This is a genomic window from Aeromonas sp. 5HA1 (genome assembly GCF_029237245.1).
Taxonomy (GTDB): domain Bacteria; phylum Pseudomonadota; class Gammaproteobacteria; order Enterobacterales; family Aeromonadaceae; genus Aeromonas; species Aeromonas salmonicida.
In genome coordinates this window covers 110,287-128,731 of sequence record NZ_JAACFW010000002.1, presented here as the reverse complement: position 1 = coordinate 128,731, position 18,445 = coordinate 110,287, and the positions used below count along the sequence as shown (strand labels likewise).

Annotated in this window: 17 protein-coding genes and 1 riboswitch; of the genes, 8 read left to right on the top strand and 9 right to left on the bottom strand. The window is 56.2% G+C overall.

The window, feature by feature from the left end; all coding sequences use genetic code 11:
* Nucleotides 1-26: 26 nt before the first annotated feature.
* Nucleotides 27-186, bottom strand: a riboswitch (FMN riboswitch).
* 209 nt (nucleotides 187-395) lie between these two features.
* Nucleotides 396-1,232: a formyltetrahydrofolate deformylase gene (purU, locus tag GWQ27_RS02825; protein WP_059113012.1), complete on the top strand. Its 837-nt coding sequence runs from the start codon at nucleotides 396-398 to the stop codon at nucleotides 1,230-1,232.
* 69 nt (nucleotides 1,233-1,301) lie between these two features.
* On the opposite strand, the gene GWQ27_RS02820 is transcribed toward purU, so the two are convergent.
* Both GWQ27_RS02820 and cls read right to left on the bottom strand, forming a co-directional pair.
* The gene (locus GWQ27_RS02820; protein ID WP_058393397.1) at nucleotides 1,302-2,564 is read right to left on the bottom strand and encodes a DUF945 family protein; all 1,263 of its coding nucleotides are present in this window, start codon (nucleotides 2,562-2,564) and stop codon (nucleotides 1,302-1,304) included.
* A gap of 95 nt (nucleotides 2,565-2,659) precedes the next feature.
* Complete coding sequence (gene cls / locus GWQ27_RS02815) at nucleotides 2,660-4,141, bottom strand: cardiolipin synthase (protein ID WP_275906608.1); 1,482 nt, start codon at nucleotides 4,139-4,141, stop codon at nucleotides 2,660-2,662.
* 96 nt (nucleotides 4,142-4,237) lie between these two features.
* Between cls and GWQ27_RS02810 the strand changes: the two genes are divergently transcribed.
* Nucleotides 4,238-4,780 (top strand): DUF1439 domain-containing protein, encoded by a 543-nt coding sequence (locus GWQ27_RS02810; RefSeq protein ID WP_005316771.1) that lies wholly within the window; start codon nucleotides 4,238-4,240, stop codon nucleotides 4,778-4,780.
* 4 nt (nucleotides 4,781-4,784) lie between these two features.
* Here GWQ27_RS02810 and GWQ27_RS02805 read toward each other — a convergent pair whose 3' ends face one another.
* Complete coding sequence (locus GWQ27_RS02805) at nucleotides 4,785-5,225, bottom strand: GNAT family N-acetyltransferase (protein ID WP_005316773.1); 441 nt, start codon at nucleotides 5,223-5,225, stop codon at nucleotides 4,785-4,787.
* 473 nt (nucleotides 5,226-5,698) lie between these two features.
* Between GWQ27_RS02805 and GWQ27_RS02800 the strand changes: the two genes are divergently transcribed.
* From GWQ27_RS02800 to GWQ27_RS02790, 3 genes are all read left to right on the top strand, one after another.
* Complete coding sequence (locus tag GWQ27_RS02800) at nucleotides 5,699-6,862, top strand: M23 family metallopeptidase (RefSeq protein WP_275906607.1); 1,164 nt, start codon at nucleotides 5,699-5,701, stop codon at nucleotides 6,860-6,862.
* Between the two features lie 192 nt (nucleotides 6,863-7,054).
* The gene (locus GWQ27_RS02795; protein ID WP_275906606.1) at nucleotides 7,055-8,452 is read left to right on the top strand and encodes an alpha-amylase family protein; all 1,398 of its coding nucleotides are present in this window, start codon (nucleotides 7,055-7,057) and stop codon (nucleotides 8,450-8,452) included.
* Nucleotides 8,453-8,608: 156 nt separating this feature from the next.
* Nucleotides 8,609-9,370: a lytic transglycosylase domain-containing protein gene (locus GWQ27_RS02790; RefSeq protein ID WP_169047564.1), complete on the top strand. Its 762-nt coding sequence runs from the start codon at nucleotides 8,609-8,611 to the stop codon at nucleotides 9,368-9,370.
* Nucleotides 9,371-9,437: 67 nt separating this feature from the next.
* Here the strand turns inward: GWQ27_RS02790 and aqpZ are convergent, their stop codons facing one another.
* The 4 genes from aqpZ to GWQ27_RS02770 all read right to left on the bottom strand — a co-directional run bounded on the left by aqpZ (nucleotide 9,438) and on the right by GWQ27_RS02770 (nucleotide 12,391).
* The gene (gene aqpZ / locus GWQ27_RS02785) at nucleotides 9,438-10,124 is read right to left on the bottom strand and encodes an aquaporin Z (RefSeq protein ID WP_099994737.1); all 687 of its coding nucleotides are present in this window, start codon (nucleotides 10,122-10,124) and stop codon (nucleotides 9,438-9,440) included.
* A 347-nt stretch (nucleotides 10,125-10,471) separates the two neighbouring features.
* Nucleotides 10,472-10,993, bottom strand: a complete 522-nt coding sequence (ruvC, locus tag GWQ27_RS02780; protein WP_017412842.1) for a crossover junction endodeoxyribonuclease RuvC — start codon at nucleotides 10,991-10,993, stop codon at nucleotides 10,472-10,474.
* Between the two features lie 183 nt (nucleotides 10,994-11,176).
* On the bottom strand, nucleotides 11,177-12,088 hold the full coding sequence (locus GWQ27_RS02775) for a Gfo/Idh/MocA family oxidoreductase (protein WP_275906605.1): 912 nt from the start codon (nucleotides 12,086-12,088) through the stop codon (nucleotides 11,177-11,179).
* Between the two features lie 63 nt (nucleotides 12,089-12,151).
* The gene (locus tag GWQ27_RS02770) at nucleotides 12,152-12,391 is read right to left on the bottom strand and encodes a hypothetical protein (RefSeq protein WP_275906604.1); all 240 of its coding nucleotides are present in this window, start codon (nucleotides 12,389-12,391) and stop codon (nucleotides 12,152-12,154) included.
* A gap of 393 nt (nucleotides 12,392-12,784) precedes the next feature.
* Here GWQ27_RS02770 and GWQ27_RS02765 point away from each other — a divergent pair, with 393 nt between their 5' ends.
* The 3 genes from GWQ27_RS02765 to GWQ27_RS02755 all read left to right on the top strand — a co-directional run bounded on the left by GWQ27_RS02765 (nucleotide 12,785) and on the right by GWQ27_RS02755 (nucleotide 15,464).
* Nucleotides 12,785-13,816: a DUF4917 family protein gene (locus GWQ27_RS02765; protein WP_275906603.1), complete on the top strand. Its 1,032-nt coding sequence runs from the start codon at nucleotides 12,785-12,787 to the stop codon at nucleotides 13,814-13,816.
* A gap of 545 nt (nucleotides 13,817-14,361) precedes the next feature.
* Nucleotides 14,362-14,925 carry a hypothetical protein gene (locus tag GWQ27_RS02760; RefSeq protein WP_275906602.1) on the top strand — a complete coding sequence of 188 codons (564 nt, stop codon included), beginning with the start codon at nucleotides 14,362-14,364 and terminating at the stop codon, nucleotides 14,923-14,925.
* Nucleotides 14,925-15,464 carry a hypothetical protein gene (locus GWQ27_RS02755; RefSeq protein ID WP_275906601.1) on the top strand — a complete coding sequence of 180 codons (540 nt, stop codon included), beginning with the start codon at nucleotides 14,925-14,927 and terminating at the stop codon, nucleotides 15,462-15,464. Before GWQ27_RS02760 ends, GWQ27_RS02755 begins: the two co-directional genes overlap by 1 nt.
* A 109-nt stretch (nucleotides 15,465-15,573) precedes the next feature.
* Here the strand turns inward: GWQ27_RS02755 and GWQ27_RS02750 are convergent, their stop codons facing one another.
* Together GWQ27_RS02750 and GWQ27_RS02745 are read right to left on the bottom strand one after the other, a co-directional pair.
* The gene (locus tag GWQ27_RS02750; RefSeq protein ID WP_275906600.1) at nucleotides 15,574-17,928 is read right to left on the bottom strand and encodes a YgiQ family radical SAM protein; all 2,355 of its coding nucleotides are present in this window, start codon (nucleotides 17,926-17,928) and stop codon (nucleotides 15,574-15,576) included.
* Nucleotides 17,929-18,066: 138 nt separating this feature from the next.
* Nucleotides 18,067-18,438, bottom strand: coding sequence for a hypothetical protein (locus tag GWQ27_RS02745; RefSeq protein WP_155603120.1), 372 nt, complete (start codon nucleotides 18,436-18,438; stop codon nucleotides 18,067-18,069).
* Between the last annotated feature and the right edge of the window lie 7 nt (nucleotides 18,439-18,445).

The window sequence follows — 18,445 nt, the reverse complement described above, 5'->3', positions numbered from 1 at the left end:
CGACGGGGGCATGCCTGCAATATCTGTCTTATCCTCTTTCATCCGGACTATGACCGTCGGCTCCGGCATCTCACCGGATCTGCTGACCCCGACTCAGGTGTGACACCAAAGTCGGGCGCTCGCGGGCTCCCCGAGTCAGATCGGGATACCGCCGGTGGGGAATTGCACCCCGCCCTGAGAATAAGCGCAGACAGCCTAAAGAAAAAAAACGCAGGATACCAGCCCAAAACCCATCAAAGATGAATACGGAACCGACCAGCACCCGCAGACAACGACTTGACCCAAGGACGCACGGCGCGCTGTCTTTTCTGATTTTGTTTATGGCATAGTGCCTGAAAAAACGCGCTGCCTGCGCAGACTCAGGCGCCAATACCACAAACGGAATCATGACAGAGATGGAAAAGAAAATACTGCTGACGGACTGTCCGGACGCCAAGGGCCTCATCGCCAAGATCACCAACATCTGCTACAAGCACCAGCTCAACATCAACAAGAACGACGAGTTCGTGGATCATGAAAACGGCCGTTTCTTCATGCGCACCGAGCTGGAGGGGCGTTTCAACGACGAGACCCTGCTGGCGGATCTGGATGATGCCCTGCCCGCCGGCGCCCAGCGCCGCCTGGTCAAGGCGGGCAAGAAGCGCATCGTCATCCTGGTGACCAAGGAGACCCACTGCCTCGGCGACATATTGATGAAGAACTATGCTGGTGCGCTGGACATGGACATAGTGGCGGTGATCGGCAACTACGATACGCTCGCCGAATTGACGGGCAAGTTCGACATTCCGTTCCACACCGTCAGCCATGAGGATCTGAGCCGCACCGAACACGAGGAGCAGGTACGTGCCATCATAGACGGCTACCAGCCCGACTATGTGATCCTGGCCAAGTACATGCGAGTGCTGACCCCGAGCTTCGTCGAAGCCTATCCGCGCAAGATCCTCAATATCCACCACTCCTTCCTGCCCGCCTTCATCGGTGCCCGTCCCTACCGTCAGGCCTTCGATCGCGGAGTCAAGCTGATTGGCGCCACCGCCCACTTCGTCACCGACGATCTGGATGAGGGTCCCATCGTCGAGCAGGACGTGATCCATGTCGGTCACGCCTTCAGTGCCGATGACATGGCCAAAGCCGGTCGTGACGTGGAGAAATCCGTACTGAGCCGCGCGCTGGAGCTGGTGCTCAACGAACGGGTGTTCGTCTACGGCAACAAGACGGTGGTGTTCAAGTAACCCACCTGCCGCACCACGCCAGAAACAACAAAGGCTCCCGAGGGAGCCTTTGTTGTTTCTGCCACCGACTTACAGCGGCAGGCCATTGATGGTCATGGCACCCTTGTCGAGCTTCAGCTCGGCGGTCAGCCGGGCCTTGTCCGCTTTGAGATACCCCATGGCGGCGAACTGTTCCAGCATGGGGGCCAGCTGCGGCACCGCCTTGCCCAGTTTGTCACTGAGATTGGCATGCATCAGGCCGGAGAGGGCATGCATTCCCTGTTCGCTATTGAACAGCTGTTCCAGAGAAGTCGATGCCAGCTTGACGTCCCCCTTCATGGAGACAGGCTCGCCGTTGAGCTGGGCGCTCAAGTCCACCAGCTCCAGGGTCGCGCCGCGCTTGAGCAGCTTGTCCAGGGCTTGCTGGATGGCTTCATCTTCCACCCCTTGCCCGCTGGAGGCTTGCAGTGCCTGATAACCTTCCAGATCCAGCCCTTTCAGATTCAGGGCCAGCTTGCTCTGGGTCAGCGCCAGATTATCGGTCTCGTTCTCCAGATTGAGAGTATCCACCTTCATCTGATAGCTGCTGGAGAGGGTCTGGGCATCATCGCCTTCCAGTTGGGTTTCCGTGGTCAGCCCCTGCAGTGACACCTTGACGCTGTCTGGCAGTTGCACCGACAGCGCAGAGAGGGTCATGTCGCTACGGGGAGAGAGCCAGATCCCGCTGATCTCGGCCATGTCGGCGCTGCCCTTGAGCTCGGCCAGCACCATGTCCATCTTGCTTTGCTCTTCATGCAGTGTCATGCCCTGCCAGTGGAAGGTAACGTGACCGTTGCCATCCATATCGCCGCGGTAGTCGCCCGTCATCGGCAGGAAACTGAACTCGTCGAGCCCCTGCTTGACCTTGAACTCGTTGGCCCAGAAGCGGCTGCTGTTGCTCATGGTCCAGAGGCTGCTGACCGACTCTATGCCAAACTGCCACTGCTCCAGCTTGAGGGCGCTGAACACAGTGGCCAGCGTGCCCTGCTTGGTGTCGAGCAGCATGTTGCTCTTGATATAGAGCGGCAGAATGCGACTGTTGACGATGAACTGCGCCTCGACCGGCTCGCTCCCTTCCAGCTGACCATCCAGGCTGGCCAGAGTTTGCGGTGTGACCACCACCTTCAAGATGCCGTCACGGGTGAACAGGTTGCTGGCGCCAGGCACCCAGCTCAGCTCGACGCCGCTCTCCTGCTTCACCTTGGCGATCTGCTCGTCCATGATGCGGTCAAACGTATTGCCCGTGTACCAGCAGGCACCCAGCCCACCCACTACCAAGGCCGCACACACGGCCAGCGTTACTCGCTTCTGCATTTTTATATGATTCTCCAAAGGCTCATTGCCGCACTCTACGGGGCGATATCGGGGCTAGGCAAGTCCAATTCAGCATCGATCGCAATTATGTAATGTCACAGCAAGGGACTGAACAGATAGAAGATGTTCTCCATTACCTTCTTGTACCTGGGGCGATCGCGCCACTTGGCCAAGGACATGGGTGTCGCCTCCGTCATATAACCCTGTACCAGATGGGTCATCTCGGCGACAAACAGCGGGTTGTCGATGAGCAGGGTCACCTCGAAGTTGAGCCAGAGGCTGCGTCTGTCCAGGTTTACCGTGCCCACCAGTGCGAAGTCGTCATCCACCAGCACGCTCTTGGTGTGGAGCAGTCCGGCATCGTAGCGATAGACTTCAACCCCGGCCTCCAGCAGCTCCTCCATGAAGGCATTGCAGGCATGGTTGGCCATGATGGAGTCATTGCGCGCGGGCAACACCAGTTGCACCTGCACCCCTCGCGCCGCCGCCGAGGAGAGCGCCGCCGCCAGGGGATCGTCCGGCACGAAATAGGGAGTGGTCAGCACCAGGTGGTGACGGGCCTGGTAGATGGCCAGCAACAGACTCTGCTGGATGCAGTCACCACCAACGAAGGGGCCGGACGGGATCAGCTGGGCCCGGTAGTTGCTCTGGGGCCAGGCTTCCGGATCATGCTGCAGGCTGTCGAGCAACCGCTCGCCGGTCTCCATCTCCCAATCCCAGACGAAGATGGACCACATCAGCGGCACCACGGGCCCCTGCACCCGGATCATGATATCGACCCACTGGCCTACCCCGGCGTTCTGCTTGAAGAAGCGGGGATCCACCATGTTCATGGAGCCGGTGTAACCCACCCTGTCATCGATCACCACCAGCTTGCGGTGCATGCGCAGATCCTGGCGCTGGAACGGGATGCGCCAGGCACCGACCGGCAGCACCTCCACCAGTTTGACCCCGGCCTTGCGCAGCTTTTTGGGCCAGTGCGAGCGGAAAAACGTCTTGCTGCCCATGGAATCGAGCAGCAGACGACAATCCACGCCGCGCGCCGCCACTTCCATCAAGGCGTCGCACACATCGTCGGTATCGCCGCCGGGGTGCCAGATGTAGAACTCCAGATAGCAGGACTGGGAGGATTGGCGGATGTCGCGCGCTATCTCGCGCAGTATCGATTCGGGTTGGCTCAGCAAGGTCATGCGGTTGCCGGAGAGCATGGGCATGGCCAGCCGCCCCTGGATCAGATCGTGCAATGGCTGGGCCTTGCTGCCCACCTCGCAGCAGTGCTGGGGAAAGAGCCTGGCCAGCTGCCGGATCCAGATAGCGTAGGGGCGGTACATGGCCTTGGCCCGTTCTGCGCGGCGGCGACCGAGCCGGATCTCGCCAAACAGCACATAGAAGCCGACCCCGGCAAACGGGATGGCATAGATGAGCGCCAGCCAGGCCAGCGAGACGCCGATGGGGCGCCGCTTCATCACCACCCGCAAGGAGATCCCTGTCACGATCACGGTGTGAAATAGCAGCAGCAGCCAACCAAGAAACCGGGAAAACAGCAGCTGGATGTCGTACTCCAAACCGTTGATCAAGAGGACTCCTTTTACATCAGGGTAAATGCAGTGGGCAGACCCCACGGGGCCAGGATGGTATGCTGTGAAACACATCCATTCTATCAGGTCGTTAGCATGATCCTGCAATCTATGCTGCTCAGTCTGGCCATGCTAGGTCAAGGCTCATATGACATCAATGAGCAACAGATAAATCAGTACCTGCAATCCCAGGTACAAGTGAACAAACAGCTGGAATTACCCGGCATCATCAAGGCCCACGTACAGCTTGAGCAGAGCGACGTCCAGATCGGGCGTCAGAGCCCGGATACCGCCCGTGTCTATGGCAAGGGAAAACTGAGGATCGCCCTGCCGGACCAGACCGAATACGATGCGCGTCTGAACATGACCTACGAGGCCAGACCACGCTATGACAAGGCTCAGAGCGCCCTCTTCCTCGACAACATCAAGTTGATTGAGTACAAGCTGGAACCGGAAGCGGCGCAGCAGAAGTTCGGCTTCATGCTGGGCATGCTGTTGCAAAGCATGGAGAAACGGCTGGAGACCCAGCCCGTCTATCGGCTGAACGACAAGGACCCGAACCAGGCCTGGCTGAAAGAGAATCTGCTGGGGCTTGAGTTGTCACCGGGCAAGATCCACCTGCTGACCAAGCCGCAGTGAGTCGTCAGTTGTAGACGGGAGTGTTGGCCTGACGCACCAGCAGCTCGATCTGGTAACCCTGTTCGCGCTGCTGGTCATAGAGAGAAAAGAGGGGGCCATCGAGCTCATGCAGGGGAAGGTCAGCAAAACCGGCCTTGAGGTAAAACGGCTTCTCGAATGGCAATGCCTGACACACCACGGGCTTGTCCACCAGATCACTGCAGGCATGTTGCAGCAAACGGGAGCCCAGCCCCAGTGACTGATAGTGGGGCAGCAACCGAAAACCGCACAGGTGGTAGTAATCCTGTTCGTCGCGCAGGCGTACGGCGCCCACCAGCCAGTGCGCATCGCGCACCACGAAGATACGCTCAGCCAGATCCGGCACGTAATGGGAGAAAGTCGTTTCGTAGTAGTCCCTGATCAGGGAAAGATCCGCATCACAGTACTCTTCGAACGTGAGTTCCATCGCCCGCTTGCTTATCACACCCGTTCCATCCTTGGCCGCTCGGCCAGTCTTCAAATGTCAGTGGCTGCCCGGAAAGAGATCCGACCAGACAAGTCAGCAAGATATCACGCCTTTTAGTAACAAAAAAGCCAGTAACCGCGCCTGTTTGTACACTTTTTAACACACTGCTGACCGCATAAATCACAGGCAATGCTACCACGGTATCCCAATGTGGGCACGGCTTGCTCGCGGCGATTAATTTTACGGCAAGGGACTATTTAATCGCACGTAAACCTATGATTTAAAATATTAAAATCACTTCGTAAACATTTGTTAACAAGCCTGATGAGTTACACCCAGCCATAAAAAGCCTCAATCGAATAGCAATCTTGGTGTTTCACCCTATGGTGAAGCCTTGGCATAGCATCGCGCTGTCGTTGCCTGAGTGGGACAACCCCCACGCTGTCACCTCACCACTTTGCCAAGGAGATACCATGTTCAAACCTATCCCTTCCCTGCTGATGCTGGCACTGCTGCCCACCGCCAGCTGGGCCGGCGACATCCACATCCCGATTGCTCCCTACCACTTCACTCAGCAGCAGCTCAACGCCACCGGCGGCGCCACTGTGCCACTGGACGAGGCCCACTTCGTGTTTGGCGAGGCAGCCATGGCGTTCGATCTGCACGACTTTCTGCTGCAACAGGCGCCTCACCTGCTGCCGAAGGAAGAGGTGATCCTGCACTGGAGCGGCATTACCAGCCTCAACCCCCAGCTGCTGCTGGCCCTGATGGAGGCAAGCAGCCAGCTCATCTCGGCCCCCTCGGATCCAGCCATGGCGGCTCCCTTCGCCAAGCTGGTCAAGGCCCGGGGATTCGATAACCAGCTCGAACAGATGGCACGCCAGCTCTCCGAGCGGTTCTACCAGGCCAAAGCCCAGCTGCGGCTGAGCCAGCGCAGCGTCCCTGCCCTCCCCCCGCTGGCGGCACACCAGGCCGCCCTGGGCAGTCTGCTCACTCCCCACGACCAGCAACAGTTGAGCGAGCAGTGGCAGAGCCTGTTTGGCAAGGAGGCCATGACGTCGCCCAAAGCCCCTGCTGCGGTTCCCTCGGCCCGGCTGGCCGGTGGCCAGTTCCAGCTGCCCTGGCGCCAGGGCTACAGCTGGAAGGTGAACGGCGCCCACTCCCATACCGGTTCGGGCTACCCCTACTCCTCCATCGACGTCTCCTACGACTGGCCGGGCTGGGGCGGTGCCACCTACACGGTCACCGCCGCCAACAGCGGCACAGTCACTGTCTTCTCCCGCTGCCAGGTGCGGATCACGGCCCCCAACGGCTGGGCCACCAACTACTACCACATGAGCGGCATCTCGGTGCGCAGCGGCGACTATGTGGCGGCGGATACCCCCATAGGCACTTATGCCAGCAACCGCAACGAGGCCCTGTGCGAAGGCGGCTCCTCCACGGGCCCGCACCTGCACTTCTCCCTGCTCTACAACGGTGTGTTCCAGTCCCTGCAGGGACAGCGCCTGAGCAGCTATGCCGTCAACGTCGGCGCCAACAACTACGACGACAACTGCAACCGTTTCTGGCTGCAGAACAGCCGCAACGGCCAGCGTTTCTGTGCCTGGCAGCCGCTCTACAACAACGGCCTCGACTGAGTTGCCAGTCAGCCGCTGAAATAATGGAAAACTCAGTAATGACGGGGCCAGGCGGTTTTATGCAAGCCGTCACAGATCCGCACAGTCTGCTTTGAAAACGCTCACAAAACAGTCAAAAGGAGATTGCCGGCCCGAAGGGCCGGTGTGAGGCTCTGGGTGCCCACATGGGCACCCAAACAAGGACAGACAATAATGAAAAAAACAGCGGGAATCTGGGTGATCGCAGGCATGCTGATCGCCCCTCTGGCACACGCCGACGTCATACTGCACGCCTTCAACTGGCAATACAGCGAAGTCACCGCCAAGGCCGATCTCATCAAGGCCGCCGGCTACAAGCAGGTGCTCATCTCACCGCCCCTCAAATCATCGGGCAACGAGTGGTGGGCACGCTATCAACCGCAGGATCTGCGCCTCATCGACACCCCCCTTGGCAACAAGCAGGATCTCGAGCAGCTGATCGCCGCCATGCAGGCACGAGGCATAGCCGTCTATGCCGATATTGTGCTCAACCACATGGCCAACGAGAGCTGGAAGCGCCAGGACCTCAACTACCCCGGCAGCGAGCTGCTCGGCCAGTATGCGGCCAACCCCGCCTACTTCGAGCGCCAGAAGCTGTTCGGCGATCTGGGCCAGAACTTGCTGGCCGGATCGGATTTTCACCCCGAAGGCTGCATCACCGACTGGAGCGATCCGGGTCACGTCCAGTACTGGCGCCTGTGTGGCGGCGCCGGTGACAAGGGGCTGCCGGATCTTGATCCCAACAACTGGGTAGTGAGCCAGCAGCAGGCCTATCTCAAGGCGCTCAAGGGGATGGGGATCAAGGGCTTTCGGGTCGATGCGGTCAAGCACATGAGCGATTACCAGCTCAACGCCGTGTTCACCCCCGAGATAAAACAGGGCATGCACGTCTTTGGCGAGGTGATCACCACGGGGGGCGCCGGCAGCACGGATTACGAGCGCTTCCTCAAACCCTATCTCGACAACAGCGGTCAGGGGGCCTATGACTTTCCGCTGTTTGCATCCCTGCGCGGGGCACTGGGTTATGGCGGCAGCATGAACCTGCTGGCCGACCCCGGTGCCTACGGTCAGGCCCTGCCGGGCAGCCGCGCCGTCACCTTCGCTATCACCCACGACATTCCCACCAACGATGGCTTTCGCTACCAGATCCTGAACCAGACCGACGAGAAGCTGGCCTATGCCTACCTGCTCGGTCGCGATGGTGGCTCGCCGCTGGTCTATTCCGATCACGGCGAGACCCAGGCCAAGGATGGGCTGCGCTGGCAGGATTATTACCAGCGCGCGGATCTCAAAGGCATGATCCGCTTCCATAACGCGCTGCAGGGCCAGCCCATGCAACTGGTCGGCAGCGGCGACTGCTTCGTGCTGTTCAAACGGGGCAAGCAGGGGCTGGTTGGTGTCAACAAGTGCGAGTACGAGCAGGAGTACTGGCTCGATACCGCCAAATTCGAGATGAACTGGTATCGCAATTACCGGGATGTGCTCGATCAAAACGCCGTCATCAATGTGCAGAGTCAGTGGGTGCGGGTCGCCATTCCCGCCCGCAGCGCCCGGCTCTGGCTGCAAGAATAAGGAGTATCACTCTGCCAGGGGCCGCCACTGCGCGGCCCCGCTTGTTTACTCCGCCTATTTCAACCCGGCGCTCATCGGTGGCTTGTTCTGCCACCATCAGGATGCTTTACTCAACAAAGCCAATCAGGCTGAAGGAGCAAGCCGTTGAAAGCATGGATGTTGATGGGGCTGATCCCGCTGTTTTCCCCGCCCGGCTGGAGCCGGACGCCACCGCCGGCGGAGGTGGTGATCCTGACCGCCGAGACCCAGGCTCCCCTTCACATTCCCAAGGCGGCGCCTGCCCCCGGCGTGTCACCCTCCCCTGTTTCTGCACCTGCCCCAGCGCCTGCAAAAATCACGCAACCATCCGGCACTCGCCAGATCCAGGTCTACAAATCGGTGCAAAAAAATGGCGTGGTGCGCTATTCCGACATGATGCCGGATCAGGGTCACTATGAGTTGCTGCTGTTCAACGACTGCTACGCCTGCAACCCGGCCTCAAAGGTCAACTGGCACACAACGGGTCTCTTTCTCTATGACTATGCCAGCACCATACAGGCGGCGGCCAAGGCCTATCAGGTCGAGCCCGCGCTCATACGGGCGCTGATCCACGCAGAGTCGGCCTTCAACCCGCAAGCCATCTCCCGCAAGGGGGCCATGGGATTGACCCAGCTGATGCCCGCCACGGCCCGTGAGCTGGGGGTCGGTGATGCCCTGATGGCGGAGCAGAATATCTTTGGCGGGGTGAAATACCTGGCAGGTCTGCTCAAGCAATATGGCGGCAACATAGCGCTGGCGACCGCCGCCTACAACGCCGGGGCCGGTGCGGTACAAAAGCATGGGGGGATCCCCCCTTACGCCGAGACCCGCGCTTATGTGGAACGGGTGCAACTGCTGCACCTGCGCTACAAGGAGATGCTGAGCGCTCGGGGTCTTTGAATGCCTCCACCCTGAAACGAAAAAACACGCCCGGGGGCGTGTCGATACCACACTTTTTCGTCACGGATCACGCTTTCGTTGCAATCACGCGATAGGCCAACGCACCCAGAATGGCACCGACGATCGGAGCAACCCAGAACAGCCACAGCTGGCTGACGGCCCAATCCCCCACAAACAGGGCGACCCCTGTGCTGCGCGCCGGGTTGACCGAGGTATTGGTCACCGGAATGCTGATGAGGTGGACAAGCGTCAGGCACAGACCGATGGCGATGGGGGCAAACCCGGCCGGGGCACGGCTGTCGGTGGCACCCATGATGACGAACAGGAAGAAGCCGGTCATGACCACTTCACACACCAGCGCCGCCAGCAGGCTGTAACCGCCCGGCGAGTGCTCGCCATAGCCGTTGGAGGCAAAGCCGGCACTTACATCAAAGCCGGCCTGACCGCTGGCAATCACATAGAGCACTGCCGCGGCAGCAATCCCGCCCAATACCTGAGCGACTATGTAAGACAAGACGCCGGATGCCGGGAAGCGGCCACCGGCCCACAGCCCCAGTGTCACGGCCGGGTTCAGGTGACAACCTGAAACATGGCCGATGGCATAGGCCATGGTCAGCACAGTCAGACCAAATGCCAGCGCCACGCCCAGCAGGCCAATCCCCACGTTCGGGAAGGCGGCGGCCAAGACGGCACTGCCACAGCCCCCCAACACCAGCCAGAAGGTGCCCATAAACTCAGCTGCAAAAGGTTTCACATTTATATCTCCCAATGATGGATGGAACATGAGCCAGGGCTCATGAGGTCGCCGTTATTAAACGGGCGACACATTATGGGAGTGTGAAATAACAAGGCGAAGTGGGTCTGCCTTATTCCTGAAATGTGATGAAAGTCACAAGTTATTGATTAATTGGGGGGGATTGCCGTCAAGATGCAAACTGCACCAGACGGAGCTCATCCATGCCATGCGACAACTTGTGACCCTGCTGACTCTTTTGACAACAAGTCAGTATGCGAGTGGATAAATGGCGCGGATAAACGAGGAGGGCGCACGGGCACCCTCTTCTCACACTGGTCCTCAGACACAGTCAGCGTCGGCAGGGGTTAGCGATAGCGGCCGCGCACCGAGCTGGTGGCCCGCCCCGCCATCTTGATCAGGCTCTGGCGGGTATGGAAGTGGCAGATAGCCACCCCCAGCGCATCCGCCGCATCCGCCTGGGGCGTGGCCGACAGCTTGAGCAGATGGGTCACCATGTGCTGCACCTGCTCCTTGGCCGCCCCACCCGTACCCACCACCGCCTGCTTGATCTGGGTCGCCGAGTATTCGCTGACCGGCAGCAGGGCATTGACCGCCGCGACTATGGCACTCCCCCTGGCCTGACCCAGCTTCAAGGCCGAATCGGCGTTGCGGGCCATGAAGACCCGCTCGATGGCGAACTCGTCGGGCTTGAACTGGGTGATGATCTCGCTCACCCCGTCATACACCTGCTTGAGGCGCGACGGCAGCTCGCCCAAGTCGGTGCGAATGCAGCCGGAGCCCAGGTATTCCGCCTTGCCTGCGACTATGCGGATAACGCCGTAGCCTGTGATCCGGGAACCTGGGTCTATGCCCAAAATAATGCTCATGACACTCTGTTGCTCTGAAGGCAGTTCATGGGCGCCAAGATAGCAAACAAGCGCCCGCTTGGCTCGCTCGGCGGCGCCCTTGCCGGCTGACTGCGCAGGGATCCGTCATCTTGTACAGTGGTCTGCCTGTTCCTTCACCCATGCGGGCCCGCCAAATCAGGCGGGGTAGGCGCAGGAGAAGGGTCAGTCCGCCAGCGCCACCAGCCGCTCGGCCAGTCGATGGCCGTGCAGATAGCTCTCGATCAGAGCCCCATCGGCCTTGCCCAGCTCGATTTGCCGATACCAGTGATCGAGCATAGCCACGAAGCCTCGCTGGGCCAGCACCGGCTGCCAGTCGTCCGGCGCCAGGGTCTGCAGCGTTTTGTCCCGGGCAATCGTGCCCCGGGTGCAGTTTTCCAGGTGCAGGGAGAGGTTGTCGCCGTAAGCATCGACACGCTCCTCCGTGATGCCTGCGCTGCGGTTCATACTGCCGCTCACCGCCACCTGCCCGCTTTGCCAGGCGACGCTCACTCCGGCCAGCAGTTCGGGCTGCTGGGAACTTCGCCGCAGCACCGCATGCAGATCCCCGGTAGGCGCGCCGCCATAGAAGCAGAGGCTGTCGAGCACATGGATAAAGTCGTCGAACAGGAACTGGCGCGGCAGCCCCGGCAAGGCGTGTCTGTGTTTTTGCCAGTTAAGCTCGGTGAGCGGCTGATTATCTGTACGGACGGCGCTCATGGCGGGCAGATAGCGTCGGTTGAAGCCGACAAACAGCGGGCAATCCTGCGCCAGGGCGAGGTTGGCGAGCGCCTCCACCTCGGCTGCGTTGTCACAGAGCGGCTTGTCGACAAAGGTAGGGATGCCAGCACGCAGGCACTGCTCGGCAATCTCGCGGTGAACGGCAGTAGCTGCGTGGATCATCACGGCATCCGGGCGGCTCCCTAGCAGCCCATCCACCTCGGTAAAGCATTCGGGGATCCGGTACTGGCAGGCCAGCTTGCCCAGCACTGCCGGATTGCGGGTGCAGAGCAGCGGGGTGACTCGCTCGTCGCTGGCCAGCAGCGGCAGATAAGCCTTCTGGGCGATATCGCCAAGGCCAATCAGGGCAATGCGCATGGGAACTCCTTGTGATGGATGCGATGGCACAGGGTAACATCCGACCTTTCTATAGAGAGCTTTCTATTCGAGCTCTTTCCCCAGCCCCTTGGCCTGCTCTCTGGCATCAAGCCACTTGCCCACTCTGGCACCCAGCTCGGAGCAGATAAGGACACTGACAATGGCCCCTATCATTCGGTTTGCCTCGGAGAGCACTTTTGTCTCAACAAACTGGTAGGCAATCAGATTGAAAATGAGGATCCCGAGCAACAGCCCCAGCCCGCTGCCCATCTTCTCTCTTCTGGATTTGGCTTTCACCGCCATCTATTGCTCCTGTGCAAGGGAGCCGGCCATTCAGCCCCTCCCCTTATCCATAGGCCGAACAAGATAGCAAAGCCGTGCCTGCTTGCCCGCCTTTATCGCACCTGCTTAAGCGCTTTGATGACGCAGTTCAAAAAACGATGATTTTCTGATGGTTACCTCCGTTTTGTGCTCGCTGGCCCAGCTTCGTTTGACTTACCATAGCCATCCAGAACCTGTTGAGCCGCGATGGGTTGCTGCCCTCGCTGGTCAATGGAGCATATTGGAAGCTGTCATCCAAGGGCGGTAGCGTAGGATTTGGTGGTGATACGCCTCATACAAACAGCGGGTGTCCCAGATTTCCCTCCCAAATTTTTTCTCTAAAAGTTTGGTTTCAACATATTTGCGAGATATTAAATGAACATTAAAAGCTTTGCTGAATGTTTAGCCATTGCTGGAAATACTAAAAAACACCTAATGTTAGGTAATGGTTTTAGCATATCACTATTCCCTAAAATTTTTAATTATAAGACATTATCAGAAAATATTGACTCAGAAAGGATGAGAGATCTATTTAGCTCTATTGGTACGTATGACTTCGAATTTGTTATGCGACGTCTTCTAGAGACTCTTGATATAATACAGCACTATGATACAGATGGGGTTATATCAGACTACATTAGCAATGACATTGAAGAGTTAAAACAAACATTAATTCATGTAATAAGTAAAGCCCACCCGCCTAAGCCATCAGAAATCACTGATAGACAATATAATAGTTGTCGTGAGTTTCTAATGCATTTTGATGGTGGCAAAGTATATACATTCAACTATGACCTCCTTTTATACTGGGTGTACATGCATTTTATGGATATGCCGAACCAGAAGTTGAAATGTGATGATGGTTTTCGATATCCATATCAAGATGAATATCTTCCCCTTGAGGAAAGAGACACATCACTCCACTGGGAGATAGGCATGGAACAAGGGCAATCTGTTTATTATATACACGGAGCCATGCACATTTTCAGTGATGGTTCAGATATTGAGAAGCTCTCTTATTCTAGCACTGGCATCCCCCTTGCAGAACAAGTCAAAGTATCTATTGCACAAAATAAATTCCCCGTTTTTATATCTGAAGGTTCAACAAGTCATAAGCTTGCAAGAATAAAGAAGAATGGTTATCTATCTAGAACATTTTCATCATTAAAAAGCATTACAGGATCTTTATTCATATTCGGACATTCAATTAGGGATGAAGATAATCATGTCTTTGACTTTATAAACCATAATAATAGCAAACTTACTATTTTCATTGGAGTTTTTGGCGACCTTGAGCAAGAACATAACAAAAGGATATTGAATAAAGTAGAAATGTGGCGTGAAGCATTCCCTAAAAAGAAATTTGAAATTTATGATACAGCCACTGTTAACGTATGGAATAAATAATTGATCCTCACAAAAACTGGGGCACGCACCATTTAGATGACCAGAATTAACACCCTCACCGTACAAGAAAGCCTGCAGCACGCAGGTAGTAAGGCGTATCCTGCAAACTGGCTTGATGTGAATGGGCAATGGTCATGGCGCATCCCTCGACTGTGACAAGAATAGCACTACCCTGCAGTCAAAAAGGTGGGTGTCCCAGATTCCCGCTGCAGGTCAAGGGAGCATATTGGAAGCTGTAATCCACGGGCGGTAGCGTCAAATTTGGTGGTGTTACGCTTCACACTGAAAGTGTGGATGTCCCAGATTTTTCTGATTTTATTCTTTTTCTAGATTTTACCCTTCCTCCGGAAAGTTACTATTCTGAACAGCTATTTATACTTATGTGAATTTCATATTTTTAATAAAAGTCTGAACTCTCAAGGTATTTATTATATCGACTTTTCTAAAGCAACACATTGCATATTTATCAGAAATAAATTTATAATGACATGTGGTTATTTAAAATAGTATAATGAGATAGCTATTAATGTAAGTAGGTGTTTTATATGTCACTGATAGAACTGAAGGATTTAATTTCTCGATTTGATGGGCGCCGTGATAGTACCCCCATCTCATTGAACGATAATGAGTCTCGTATATGTGGCACTCAAGAAATATTTGATATGAACTTTGGGGATGTATATCTTTTTATATTTTTTGATGAGTTCGATGATAGCAAAGCATTTGATATAATATCGAACGAATCAGTGAGTAGAAAAATATCAAAGATATCCATGAACTCTACTATAAACATTTTAACAAACAATGCCAATAAAATTAAATCCCTTAACTTTCTGAGTAAATCTTCAGCCGAAGTAAATAAAAGGATTCGTGTTCAAGCAATACCAAAAAAATTAGCAGAAGAAATTATTAATGACACTCTAGACAATGATTTTATTTTGTCTTCACCTTCACACGTTCTTTTTATTGGTAGATATTCTGGCCCAGAAAAAGCAAGACTTTCTGAGGTTAGCTCATTTCTAACTCTCCATGACATGGATTTTTTTAATGCTCTTAAAAATTATTTTTTAAGTATTGTTTCTCGAGCAGAAAAAGGGGAGTTTCGTTAATGTCATCCCCTGCTGAAGCCAGTGTGGTCGCTACATTTTTACTATATGACTTCGCACCATTCTTAAGTGTCGCGATGGCAATAAACTTTGTATCTTCATTTTGGGATGGAGTAAAAGATAAGGCCATAAATAACTTCGACAAACATAAAGAAGGTGTTATAAAAGATCTAAATGCTGTTTATAGCAGTGGCAATTGTGAGAGTTCAGACTCAATTTCAGACTTAGACACTGAGGCTAATGGTTATAAATCATTTTTAAAATGGCTATCTTTAATAGCTACGATTCTTGGCATTATCATATCTATACTTTTATTCATAGCTCTAGCATGGATTGGTTTTTATCCAAAAACCATGCTTACAAATATTGAATCAATATTATTAGTTGTGATTAGCATATTTCCGTCAACTATATTTAGAGTTTGGGGGGCGATTTATTCAAAAAGCTCCATTAAAAAACTTGAAAAAACCAGTAATACAATAAAAACTGCAGCAAAGGCAGCTATAAGAGATAACCAACAAGCTGCATATACAGCTAAGTAGCTGTTATATGTTTGGCAAAAAAAATACAACCAATACATTTAAGTTAAAACTTAAAATATAAAAGGCGACCATTCGGTCGCCTTTTATATCGTTTTCCAATCAGGAAAACTCAACGAGCCGGTCGCTTGGCACCATTGCCTTTAGCCGTAGGCTTGCCACCCTGAGTGGCAGATTTGGCGCCCGGATTGGCGGTGCCAGCGCGAGTCGGGGTTTTACCCTTGTGCATGGGTTTCCCCTGCCCTGCCGCTTTGCCTTGAGAAGCTGGCTTGCCATTGCCAGCACCTTTCTGCAACTGAGAACCAGCCGGTTTGCCATTGCCCGCCTTACCACCAGCAGCCTTGTTACCAGCCCCATTACCCCGCTGGTGAACAATGTTGCTGTGACGCGTCAAGGCCGGTTTCAGCGCCTTGTTGATGCTGCGCTCGGCCTTGGCCTCGCCGCGTCCTTCCGGCGGCACCAGGCAGTTGGGGCCGTTGCCGATCAGGTGACCCTTGCCCATTTCCAGCAAGGCTTCGCGGATCATGGGCCAGCCGGCCGGATCGTGATAGCGCAGCAGCGCCTTGTGCAGGCGACGACGGCGTTCCCCTTTCACCACGAACACGTCCCCACCCTGGCGGCTCACCTTGTTGAGCGGGTTTTTCTCGGTGTAATACATGGTGGTGGCGTTGGCGAGCGGCGACGGGTAGAAGTTCTGCACCTGATCCAGCTTGAAGTTGTTGGTCTTGACCCAGAGCGCCATGTTCACCATGTCTTCATCCGTGGTACCCGGGTGGGCGGAGATGAAGTAGGGGATCAGGTACTGCTGCTTGCCCGCCTCTTTCGAATACTTGTCGAACAGCTCCTTGAAGCTGTAGTAGCTGCCCATGCCCGGCTTCATCATCTTGGAGAGCGGGCCCTCCTCGGTGTGCTCGGGGGCAATCTTGAGGTAGCCGCCGACATGGTACTTGGCCAGCTCCTTGATGTAGCGCGGATCTTCCACCGCTATGTCGTAACGCACCCCGGAGGCGATCAGTATCTTCTTGATCCCCTTCACATCCCGCGCCTTGCGATAGAGGTTGATGGTCGGGGTATGGTCGGTATCCATGTGCGGGCATATGGTCGGCCAGACGCAGGAGGCGCGGCGGCAGGTCTGCTCGGCCCTGGGGCTTTTGCAGCGCAGCTTGTACATGTTGGCGGTGGGGCCGCCGAGATCCGAGATGACGCCGGTAAAGCCCGGCACCTTGTCGCGGATCTCTTCGATTTCTTTGATGATCGACTCTTCCGAGCGGCTCTGGATGATGCGCCCCTCGTGCTCCGTGATGGAGCAGAAGGAGCAGCCGCCGAAGCAGCCACGCATGATGTTGACCGAGGTCTTGATCATCTCGTAGGCCGGGATCTTCTCCTTGCCATAAGCCGGGTGCGGCACCCGCTGGTACGGCAGGCCGAACACGCCGTCCATCTCGTCGGTTTCCAGCGGGAAGGCGGGCGGGTTGACCCAGACGATGCGATCGCCGTGGGCCTGGGAGAGCGCGCGGGCACAGCCCGGGTTGGTCTCGTGGTGCAGGATGCGCGACGCGTGGGCGTAGAGCACCTTGTCTTCCTTCACCCGCTCGAACGCCGGCAGCTTCACATAGGTTTTTTCCCATGGCTTCTGCTTGGGCGGCTGCACCAATACCGGCTTGGCCTCCTGCGCCGCCGGCGCCGTGCCTTCGTCGTCACTGCAGGGCGCCCCTTCCATATAGGGGTTCATGATGGGGTCGATGCGGCCAATCTGGTCCAGCTTGCTGGAATCCACCCCGCGCCACTCGGGCAGCGGCTCCTTGCGGATAACCGCGGTGCCGCGAATGTCCTGCATGGTGTCCATGGTCTCGCCATTGGCGATGCGGTGCGCCACCTCGATCAGCGGCCGCTCGGCATTGCCATAAATGAGGATGTCGGCCTTGGCATCGAGCAGGATGGAGCGACGGATTGTCTCGGACCAGTAGTCGTAGTGGGCGATGCGGCGCAGCGACGCCTCTATGCCGCCGATGACTACCGGCACCTCTTTGAAAGCTTCTTTACAGCGCTGGGTATAGACCAGGGTGGCGCGGTCGGGCCGCTTGCCGCCTATGTCTCCCGGGGTGTATGCATCGTCGTGGCGCAGCTTCTTGTCGGAGGTATAGCGGTTGATCATGGAGTCCATGTTGCCCGCAGTGACGCCATAAAACAGGTTCGGCTTGCCCAGGCGCATAAAGTCATCTTTCGATGACCAGTCCGGCTGGGCAATGATGCCGACCCGAAAGCCCTGGGATTCCAGCATGCGGCCTATGACCGCCATGCCGAAACTCGGGTGGTCCACATAAGCGTCACCGGTCACCAGGACTATGTCACAGCTGTCCCAGCCGAGTTTGTCCATCTCCGCTCTGGACATGGGCAGGAAGGGCGCTGTGCCGTAGCACTCGGCCCAGTAGCGGGGATAGGAGAAAAGGTGGGTAACCGGCTGCATTTTGAACACCTGGAACAATTCGGGTCGCGCATTATACCGGCAGAGCGAAGCGGGGGCGATGGCTTTTTGCCCCTACAGAGCAAGAGGGAAAGGCGAGCCAGTGACTGGCTCGCCTCAATAATGCGGGGTTGAACGGGATCAGGCCAGGACGCGGGCCAGCACTATGCGGCTGTAATGGCGCTGCAGCAGCTGATAACCACCGAGCAGACACCAGACCAGAGCCGGCGCCAGGAAGATCGGGTGGGTCGCGAGACGCAGCATCAGCAAACCCAGCAGGATCAGCGCAAACGGACGGATCTCGTAGAGCCAGAGCGGCCAACCCTGCTTGCGGGCAGGGTGTGGCTTGTCGATGCGTCGATGGGCACTGCGCCTGAACCAGGCCAGGGAACCGGCCAGATAGAACGCCAGTCCGGCCAGCAGCAGACCCGGTTGCTCGGCAACCCCCAGCAACAGCAAACCGCTGCCCATATAGGCAAAAGGCAGCGGCTCATAGATAGCAGATGGCAACATAGTTCAC

What these genes read in the sequence shown, in the direction of transcription:
- purU (WP_059113012.1), top strand. Translation starts at nt 396, where the DNA reads ATGGAAAAGAAAATACTGCTGACGGACTGTCCGGACGCCAAGGGCCTC.
- GWQ27_RS02795 (WP_275906606.1), top strand. Translation starts at nt 7,055, where the DNA reads ATGAAAAAAACAGCGGGAATCTGGGTGATCGCAGGCATGCTGATCGCC.
- GWQ27_RS02760 (WP_275906602.1), top strand. Translation starts at nt 14,362, where the DNA reads ATGTCACTGATAGAACTGAAGGATTTAATTTCTCGATTTGATGGGCGC.
- GWQ27_RS02820 (WP_058393397.1), bottom strand. Translation starts at nt 2,564, where the DNA reads ATGCAGAAGCGAGTAACGCTGGCCGTGTGTGCGGCCTTGGTAGTGGGT.
- GWQ27_RS02790 (WP_169047564.1), top strand. Translation starts at nt 8,609, where the DNA reads ATGTTGATGGGGCTGATCCCGCTGTTTTCCCCGCCCGGCTGGAGCCGG.
- GWQ27_RS02810 (WP_005316771.1), top strand. Translation starts at nt 4,238, where the DNA reads ATGATCCTGCAATCTATGCTGCTCAGTCTGGCCATGCTAGGTCAAGGC.
- GWQ27_RS02805 (WP_005316773.1), bottom strand. Translation starts at nt 5,225, where the DNA reads ATGGAACTCACGTTCGAAGAGTACTGTGATGCGGATCTTTCCCTGATC.
- ruvC (WP_017412842.1), bottom strand. Translation starts at nt 10,993, where the DNA reads ATGAGCATTATTTTGGGCATAGACCCAGGTTCCCGGATCACAGGCTAC.
- GWQ27_RS02745 (WP_155603120.1), bottom strand. Translation starts at nt 18,438, where the DNA reads ATGTTGCCATCTGCTATCTATGAGCCGCTGCCTTTTGCCTATATGGGC.
- GWQ27_RS02800 (WP_275906607.1), top strand. Translation starts at nt 5,699, where the DNA reads ATGTTCAAACCTATCCCTTCCCTGCTGATGCTGGCACTGCTGCCCACC.
- GWQ27_RS02750 (WP_275906600.1), bottom strand. Translation starts at nt 17,928, where the DNA reads ATGCAGCCGGTTACCCACCTTTTCTCCTATCCCCGCTACTGGGCCGAG.
- GWQ27_RS02755 (WP_275906601.1), top strand. Translation starts at nt 14,925, where the DNA reads ATGTCATCCCCTGCTGAAGCCAGTGTGGTCGCTACATTTTTACTATAT.
- GWQ27_RS02775 (WP_275906605.1), bottom strand. Translation starts at nt 12,088, where the DNA reads ATGCGCATTGCCCTGATTGGCCTTGGCGATATCGCCCAGAAGGCTTAT.
- GWQ27_RS02770 (WP_275906604.1), bottom strand. Translation starts at nt 12,391, where the DNA reads ATGGCGGTGAAAGCCAAATCCAGAAGAGAGAAGATGGGCAGCGGGCTG.
- GWQ27_RS02765 (WP_275906603.1), top strand. Translation starts at nt 12,785, where the DNA reads ATGAACATTAAAAGCTTTGCTGAATGTTTAGCCATTGCTGGAAATACT.